This is a genomic window from Limosilactobacillus coleohominis, assembly GCF_016901675.1.
Classification (GTDB): domain Bacteria; phylum Bacillota; class Bacilli; order Lactobacillales; family Lactobacillaceae; genus Limosilactobacillus; species Limosilactobacillus intestinavium.
This window is the reverse complement of the sequence record NZ_JACJKU010000204.1, coordinates 1-289: the sequence shown is the minus strand read 5'-3', so window position 1 is coordinate 289 and position 289 is coordinate 1. Positions and strand designations below refer to the sequence as shown.

1 protein-coding gene is annotated in these 289 nt (G+C 38.1%); it reads right to left on the bottom strand.

The genetic code is table 11. From position 1 onward, the window contains the following. Positions 1 to 172: helix-turn-helix domain-containing protein (locus H5975_RS08505; protein ID WP_204785648.1), on the bottom strand; the 172-nt coding region annotated here is incomplete at its 3' end. Positions 173 to 289 lie beyond the last annotated feature (117 nt).

Genomic DNA, 289 nt, shown 5'->3' with positions numbered 1-289 from the left:
GCTCGTTATTAATTGTTTGATGATTAACTCCTAATTGGCGACCAATTGCGCGATTGGAAAGTCCTTGCGACTTTAAAGTCGCAATCATCACACGTTCTTCTTTAGTAAGATGAGCATTCTTTTTATGAGTAGTCAATAAACTAGTAGACATGGTATCATTTAAGTGCGTCATTTGACGGACATCCTTTCATATAGGTTTGGTTCACTTAATATGATACCTGATGTCACGCCGAATGGCGTTTTTTTATTTACCACCAACTGGGTGGCTAACTTCATTCTATAATCCACC